The following is a 7,009-nucleotide window of genomic DNA, read 5'->3' as shown; positions in this document are numbered from 1 at the left end:
AGATGGTGCAGCGATGCCCGGGCGCTCGCGGCAACGGAGGCTGTGGAGTTGCGCCGAGAAGCGCGCGTTGGTCGACCTAGCGAGCGCGGCGGGGTCGTCGGTGACCGAGGTCGCGCAAGCGTTCGGCGTAGCTCCTTCGCAGCTCTATGCGTGGCGCAAGCAGATGGCCGGCGGCGAGCCCGATGCCGATCAGGCGATGGCGACCTTCGCGCGGATCGAGGTGAACGATCTGCCCGAGGTCGAACGCGCCGTCGCCGATTGCCCGGACCCGGCCGGCAGGATCATCGTCGCCTTTCCGAGCGGCGCGCGATTGCGGATCGACGGTCCCGTCGATCCGACAGCGCTGCGCATCGTCCTGGCGGAGTTGAGCAGGTGATCACGGTGGTGCGTAAGCGGTGCATCAGGGCACCTTTCCCGAAGCCGCCCGATGCGTGTATGGCGGTCAGCCGTTAGTCGGCGCGCCGGCGGCGATCACTGCGGGTCATCATAGCGGGTGACGTAGTGGAGTTCGCGCAGGGCGGGGATGACGAGGGCGATGTCTTTGTATGCCTCGTGCTCGATAAAGTGCGCGGTCTCGGGTCCCGGCCTGGGTTTGCCGAGGACGGGCCGCCCCTTTTTGTCGACGCAGTAGATCAGGATGGGCAGCAGCAGGCCGTGGCTGGGGTTCTTGAGGTCGAGTAGCCGTTTCCAGCGTTTGATGTTGAGATTGATGGCCGCGTAGAACCCTTGGCACCACGGCCGCGGGTCGATGCCGCCGCTGGGCTTGGCGGTGAAGCGGGGCGAATAATCCTGCGGTCTGTCGAACAGCGTCTCGTTGATCCGGTTGTGGATCCTGGCGAGGCTGGCAAACACGGCATGATCGGTTGCAGAGCCTTTGGCCAGGACCTCGCGCGGCAACCCCATGAGCGGGCACATCCAGTCTTGCGGGTTGGCGAACCGCGGCCCGGTGACCGCCGCCGTCACGAAGCCATCCAGCGCCGACATGGTGCGCACCAGCGGGCGGGGGTTGGTCTTGGCGGCCATCCAGGCCTCGAGCGCCTGGTCCGACAGCGCCATGTCATCGAGCGCGCTCATGCCGCCAAGGGGAGCTGCATCTCTTGGCGGCGCACCCAGTTCCACGGCATCAGCTCATCCCAGCGCGAGGCTGGCCAGTCGTTCTGGATGCGCTCGATGACATCGGCCATGTAGGCTTCGGCATCGACGCCGCAGAGCTTGCAGGTCTCGATAACGCTGAGCACGACGGCTGACCGCTCGGCCGCGGCGAAGCTGCCCGAGAAAAGCCAATTGCGCCGGCCTACCGTAAAACCACGGATCGCGCGCTCCGCGATCAGGTTGTCGGGCTCGAGCTGGCCATCGTAGAGAAAGCGGTTGAACGCGCGCCATCGCTTGGTGCCATAGGAGAAGGCCTTGGCGATATCGGCATGCCGCGACAAACCGTTGGCCTGGCGCATGAGTTGTCCTCGCAGCGCCCGGACCAGGGGTCGGGTCCGCCTTCGTCGTGCGGCCAATCGCTCGGCCGGCGGGAGCCCCCGTATCTCTTCCTCGATCCGGTAGATCGCCTGGATACCGGCCATCGCCGTCGTGCTGAGCTCGGTCGGCTGGCTGTCGTGAACGTCGAATATCTTGCGGCGCAGATGGGCCAGGCAGGCGGCTTCTCGAATGGCGCCGCCCCTGTAGATCTGATTGTAGCCGGTGAACCCATCGGCCTGCAGCGTGCCGGCAAATCCGGCGAGCTCGCTCATCACGCTCTCGCCGGCGCGACCCATGGTGGCGCGATACCAGGCGATCGGCGGCTCCTGCGAACCCGAGTTGCGGTCGTCGGCGACGTAAACCCAGAGCGCGCCCTTGTGCGTGGTGCCGGTGCTGGGCGCCAGGATCGGAAACCGCGTGTCGTCGGTGTGGATCTTGGTGCGGGTACGGCCGATCTCACGGATGCGGTTGTAGATCGGATCGAGCAAGGCGGCGGCGTAGCCGGCGCTGCGCGCAAGCGTGGATCGCTCGATATCGACGCCCTTGGCGGCCATCATCTGGGCCTGGCGATAAAACGGCAGATGATAGCCCCACTTCGCCATCATGATATGGGCGAGCGCGGCATAGCTGAGCTTGCCGCGTGCAATGGCCTTAATCGGTGCCGGCGCCTTTGCGAAGCGCCTGGCGGGCAAGAAGGTAGTCGTTTGCGACTATCCTGACGGTCGGCTTGAGATCATGGAAGGCAGCACATCCCTACCCTACAAGACATTCGACAAGCTGCGCTCAGTCCACAGATCAGAGGTCGTCGAGAACAAGCGCCTTGATGAGGCTCTTTTGATGGTGGCCGAGATGCAGGCCGGCCGCGACCTTCAGCGCAGCCAGCACGGTCCGCGTCGCACGGGTCAGACGGACCACATGTTTGGCATTCCCGATGGCAGCCAGAGCAATGGTTACGTCAAGCGCGGCCGCAAGTCCGGCAAGAGGACGGATTTCATGAACGACCCAGCTGTCATCGCGCGGCGGGAACAGGCGCTGGCGAGGCTGGCTGCGGCCGAGTAAGCGGCTTTCAAAGCTCACATGAGGATTAGCGCGTCAAGACATGGATTGTTTCCTTCCCGGTCGTCGACTCCATGGTCTGAGCCTTCGCATGACACGGCTCTCCTCGGCCGGTTCAAACTCACATACGGTCGCCGTACTTGCGGCTGCACCATCATTCCGCTTGCGTTGCGGCAAAGGCTCAGGAGGACGGGACCATTCTAAAGCGCGGCATCTGAAGCCAGACTTTGAGCCGGTTCGCCCACCTGGATCCGCCAGGATTGATCAGTCCTGGAAGATTACACGATTGTTTCTTGGTAAGGGCTTAGGCGGACTTCAGCACTGCGCCGTCAATGACGACGCCGAAGGTGACATATTTCCAGAGAGCGACCAGCAGCTTTCGGGCGAGCGCAACGATCGTGCTCTTCTTATGCCGGCCGCCATTCGACTGGACGCGATCAATAAACCATCTGCTCAAGGCAGATGACGGTTGGTTGCGGAGCCACAGCCAGGCCAGCTGGATCATCGTTGTTCGCAGCCGTGGGTTGCCTGCTTTCGACACGCCTTGTTCTCGGTCGACGGTTCCGCTCTGCCAAGGCGTCGGCGCTAGGCCGGCGTATGCCGCAACCTGTCGGCGATTATCAAATTGCCGACAGAAGCCTTCGGTCCAAAGGACTGCAGCTACCTCCGGCCCGACGCCTTTGATTGCACATAGCATTGTTGCCGGTTCCGGGGCTTTGGCTTCGCATTCAACCCTTTCCACCAAGGCATCACGCTCACGCTCAACGACCGCAATGTGATCCAGCAGCAGCTCCAGTCGATCGAGTTCACGGCAAATTTGTGCCCTGAGATGCGGCGGCAGCACTCGGCTGTCGCCAGTTCGAAGGTCTTCCAGTTGTCTGCGACGATCTTTTCGCAGCGGCTGATAGCCGCCGATGCCTTGCGCGAAGAGCAGCCCCTTGATGCGGTTGACGTGCTCGACCCTTTCCGCAATCAGCACCCTACGTTCACGGCAAATGCGCCGCCGATCCTCTTCTTCAGGACTTGGCGCCTTGACCATGGCACAGACACGAGGTTCTCCACGCTTGAAGGCGAGTAAGGCGCGCACGAGCGCCTCGCCGTCGATCTTGTCAGTCTTTGCCCGTTTCCGGCGGCGAGACGCCGCAATCGAAGCAGCGTCGACCACGTAGCTTTCAATGCCGTTGGTTTCCAGCACACGATGAATCCAGAAGCCGTCGAGGCCCGCCTCTTGGATCGTCACGATTGGGAACAACCGTCCAGATCGCGAACGGGCCTTCTCTTGGAGATGAGTAAATCGAGCCAGCAATTCACTGACGTTGCCGCCCGCTACGGCGTGCTTCGACATCCTTTCCCCACCGCCTGGCGACAATGATGTGACCAACCAAGTCGACCGGCTCAACTCCAACGAGACGAAAATCGCACCGAGATCGGTTCGAATTGCAATGGGCGTTTCGGTTTGAAAATGCGTAGTGACCACGATGACCTCCTGGAGTGAGCAGCTTCTGTGAAGCTGCACCCTTGCAGATCGCCGGTCGCAGGTTCACCCCTCATGGAATCTAAAGCCCAGGGGCGTTTGACTGGATCGCCCCCGATCGGGCTGAGCAACCCCGACCAGCGGCGCCCGATCGGGCGCTCGCGTTAGCGCCGGGAAGGCGGCTCCGACGTCGATGCGACATTTCTACTTTGCGGGATAGCACCCCCTACTTTGGCCAGTGTCGCATTTCTAACTTGCTAAGCCTGTCGCATCAGTAACTTGCCAGAACATTGCGTCCACGGAAGCAAAAGATCGCGCCGGTGTGCGGGTCGAGCGCTAACACTTGCTGCACCATGCGTGCCAGGCTGTTGATCCCGCGGCGCATATCGGTCTCACCGCAGCAAAGGTAAATCCGGTCGGTCGGCACCACCGTGATCACTTGGTCAACTCCGCCAGGACGATGCGCAGCGCTGTCGGATCGACGGTTCCGTCGATCCGCAATCGCGCGCCGTTCGGAAAGGCCACCACGATCTTGCCGGCCGGGTCCGGGTAATCGGAGACGGGCCGGTCCTCGGGCAGATCGTTCACCTCGACGCGCGCGAAGGCGGCCACTGCTTGATCGGCATCGGGCTGGTCGCCGGCCATCTGCTTGCGCCACGCATAGAGCTGTGACGGAGCTACGCCGAACGCTTGCGCGACCTCGGTCACCGACGACCCCGCCGCGGTCGCAAGGTCGACCAACGCGCGCTTCTCGGCGCGACTCCACAGCCTCCGTTGCCGCGCACGGCCGGGCATCGCTGCACCATCTTCAGACGCCGCGGCGCTGCTTAACTCGGCGACCACATCGCCCTCTGCATGTTCCAATGTCATGGCGCGAAAGCTCCATGTTCATCGGCCTATTGCAAGGTGCCTTGGTGCACCGCTTACGCCGCTCCTGCCGGTGGTGAGGTTGAGCTTGTGGCCGTATTCGGTATCGCGGCTGCCTTTGACGATGATATCGGCATGCTCTTCGAACAGGCTGACCAACTTCTCGCCGGCGGGCACTGGCTCGCCGGCCAACACCCGCCGCTCGCTCTGTCTGATGATGCGTTCGACCAGCGGCCGATAGTGACGAACCTGGATCTGCCACAGGGCTATGGACGGTGTGCTCGCCACGGCCAAACGCTCGCTCGCCTGCTCCAGATAGGCCAAGGTCGCACGGGTGATTGCGATCAGCTCGCGGTAGAGTTGGACCCGGTTGGGTCGACCGCGCGTGAACTGGATTTTGCGAGCCCGCTTCTTGGCTGCGCGGCAGTGATCGCGCCATGCCATGCTGGTGCCCGCCAATCAAGACATCAGCTCGCTTCAGAAGGCGCACCATGACCCGCACGGCATCCCAAAGCAGGCTGCTGTCACTCGGCTCGTGCATGAGTGCCGACGTCACGGTGCTGTCCAGCCGCACCACCGCGCCGTCTTCGAGCTTCGCCTGTCGAGCGCTCGACAGCAGTACCCGATTGATCTGTTCCCAGGTCTCGGGCCGGATCGCGCTGATCGTCTTTTGCAGCGCCGACTTCTGGGGGCTCCATGACAATGGTAGGCGGGCAAAGGCGCGAAACGAGGCAGAGTCCTCAAGATGGAACGCCAGCTCCTGATAGCTCAGCTGCCGGTATTGCTTGAGAAGCGCGCAACGCAGCACCGCTTCAGCAGGCAGGCCTTGCCGTCCGGTAGCCTTGACGCCAACCCGCACCAAATCGCGCGCCACCAAGCCAAGCAGATCGCGATGCTTGTCCAGCCAGTGCGACATTGCCTCCAGTTCGCGTCCGATCTCGTGCGTGGCGAAAACATCGAATATACTTATATGAGGAGCGTCAATTCGGAACTGTCGTCAGGGTGACATTTTTTGCTTTCCGTCGGCTGTTGCGGCATCCACGGTCTGAGCCCGATTGCAAGACGCGGCTCGTTGCCAAGCCAGATCCAACTTATATACGGTCGCTGTTCGAGACAGCGGCACCAACATCCCGCTTGCGGCGGACAAGGGCTCAGGAGGACGAGACCATTCTAGCTTACGGCCATTCAGGGCCATGCATATTCTCGGCTCGTCCCACCTGGATCCGCCAGGACTGATCGGGTCCTGGAGGATTTTCAGAATTCAGTTCGGCTAACGCATCAGGCGGTCTTCATGACCGCGCCCTCGATGACGACGCCGGCGCTGACGTATTTCCACAGCGCGACGAGCAGCTTGCGGGCGAGCGCAACAATCGTCGCCTTCTTCAGACGGCCGCCGTTGTGTTTGACCCGGTCCTGGAACCACAAGGTGAGCGCCGATCGCGGTTGATGGCGCAGCCACAGCCAGGCCGCCTGGATCAGCGTCGTTCGCAGCCTTGGATTGCCGGCTTTCGATACCCCCTGGTCGTGATCGACCGAGCCGCTCTGCCAGGGTGTCGGCGCGAGGCCCGCATAGGCGGCAACCTGTCGTCGGTTGTCGAAGTGACGCGACAGCCCCTCCGACCACAAGACGGCGGCAAACTCCGGCCCGATGCCCTTCAGATCGAGCAGCATCGCCGGTGCCGGCGAGACGGCAGGCGCGGCTGCGAGCATGGCATCGCGTGCGGCCTCGACTGCCTTAATCTGCTCCAGCAGCAGTTCGAGCCTGTCGAGTTCCCGGCCGACCTGCGCCAGCAGATGTGCCGGCAAGGGTCGGCCGTCGCCGGTCTTGAGCGCCGCCAGTCGCTTGCGCCGGTCGCGGCGCAGCGGCTCATAGCCGGACACGCCTTGGGCGAACAGCAGGCCTTTGACGCGGTTGACATTGCGTACGCGCTCGTTCGTCAAGGCCTTGCGCTCACGCGTGATACGGCGACGGTCCTCCTCCTCGGGCGCCGGCACCCGGAGCATCGCACACACCCGCGGCTCCCCTCGCTTGTAGGCCAGCAACGCCCGGACCAGCGCCTCGCCGTCGATCTTGTCGGTCTTTGCGCGGCGGCGTCGGCGCGAAGTCGCAATCGACGCCGGATCGACGACGTGACTTTCGAT

At 63.1% G+C, this 7,009-nt stretch carries 6 protein-coding genes and 2 pseudogenes; 2 read left to right on the top strand and 6 right to left on the bottom strand.

The window, feature by feature from the left end:
- Positions 1-376, top strand: a 376-nt coding sequence (locus EN780_RS23790) for a transposase (protein WP_245500096.1), incomplete at its 5' end; no start/stop codon positions are given.
- A gap of 95 nt (positions 377-471) precedes the next feature.
- Here the strand turns inward: EN780_RS23790 and EN780_RS23785 are convergent.
- Together EN780_RS23785 and EN780_RS23780 are read right to left on the bottom strand one after the other, a co-directional pair.
- Positions 472-1,074 carry a UPF0149 family protein gene (locus EN780_RS23785; protein ID WP_128275491.1) on the bottom strand — a complete coding sequence of 201 codons (603 nt, stop codon included), beginning with the start codon at positions 1,072-1,074 and terminating at the stop codon, positions 472-474.
- Entirely contained in the window at positions 1,071-2,162 is a 1,092-nt protein-coding gene (locus EN780_RS23780) for an IS66 family transposase (RefSeq protein ID WP_245500095.1), read from the bottom strand. The genes EN780_RS23785 and EN780_RS23780 overlap by 4 nt, the downstream gene beginning before the upstream one ends.
- On the opposite strand from EN780_RS23780, the pseudogene EN780_RS23775 reads away from it, so the two are divergent.
- Positions 2,143-2,529: pseudogene (locus tag EN780_RS23775) on the top strand (ISNCY family transposase); the annotation flags it as partial. The gene EN780_RS23780 and the pseudogene EN780_RS23775 overlap by 20 nt on opposite strands.
- Before the next feature lie 301 nt (positions 2,530-2,830).
- Here the strand turns inward: EN780_RS23775 and EN780_RS23770 are convergent.
- The 4 genes and pseudogenes from EN780_RS23770 to EN780_RS23750 all read right to left on the bottom strand — a co-directional run.
- Complete coding sequence (locus EN780_RS23770; RefSeq protein WP_128275494.1) at positions 2,831-3,970, bottom strand: IS110 family transposase; 1,140 nt, start codon at positions 3,968-3,970, stop codon at positions 2,831-2,833.
- A 301-nt stretch (positions 3,971-4,271) separates the two neighbouring features.
- Positions 4,272-4,439 carry an IS66 family insertion sequence element accessory protein TnpB gene (gene tnpB / locus EN780_RS23765; RefSeq protein ID WP_210215047.1) on the bottom strand — a complete coding sequence of 56 codons (168 nt, stop codon included), beginning with the start codon at positions 4,437-4,439 and terminating at the stop codon, positions 4,272-4,274.
- Positions 4,436-5,852: pseudogene (locus EN780_RS23755) on the bottom strand (ISNCY family transposase). Before EN780_RS23755 ends, tnpB begins: the two are co-directional and overlap by 4 nt.
- A 293-nt stretch (positions 5,853-6,145) precedes the next feature.
- The coding region (locus EN780_RS23750; RefSeq protein WP_128275489.1) for an IS110 family transposase at positions 6,146-7,009 on the bottom strand (864 nt) is incomplete at its 5' end.

The organism is Mesorhizobium sp. M4B.F.Ca.ET.089.01.1.1 (genome assembly GCF_004022605.1).
In the GTDB taxonomy this organism is placed as follows: Bacteria; Pseudomonadota; Alphaproteobacteria; order Rhizobiales; family Rhizobiaceae; genus Mesorhizobium; species Mesorhizobium abyssinicae.
Note: the sequence above shows the minus strand (reverse complement) of the source record. Positions and strands in the feature narration are given on the sequence as shown.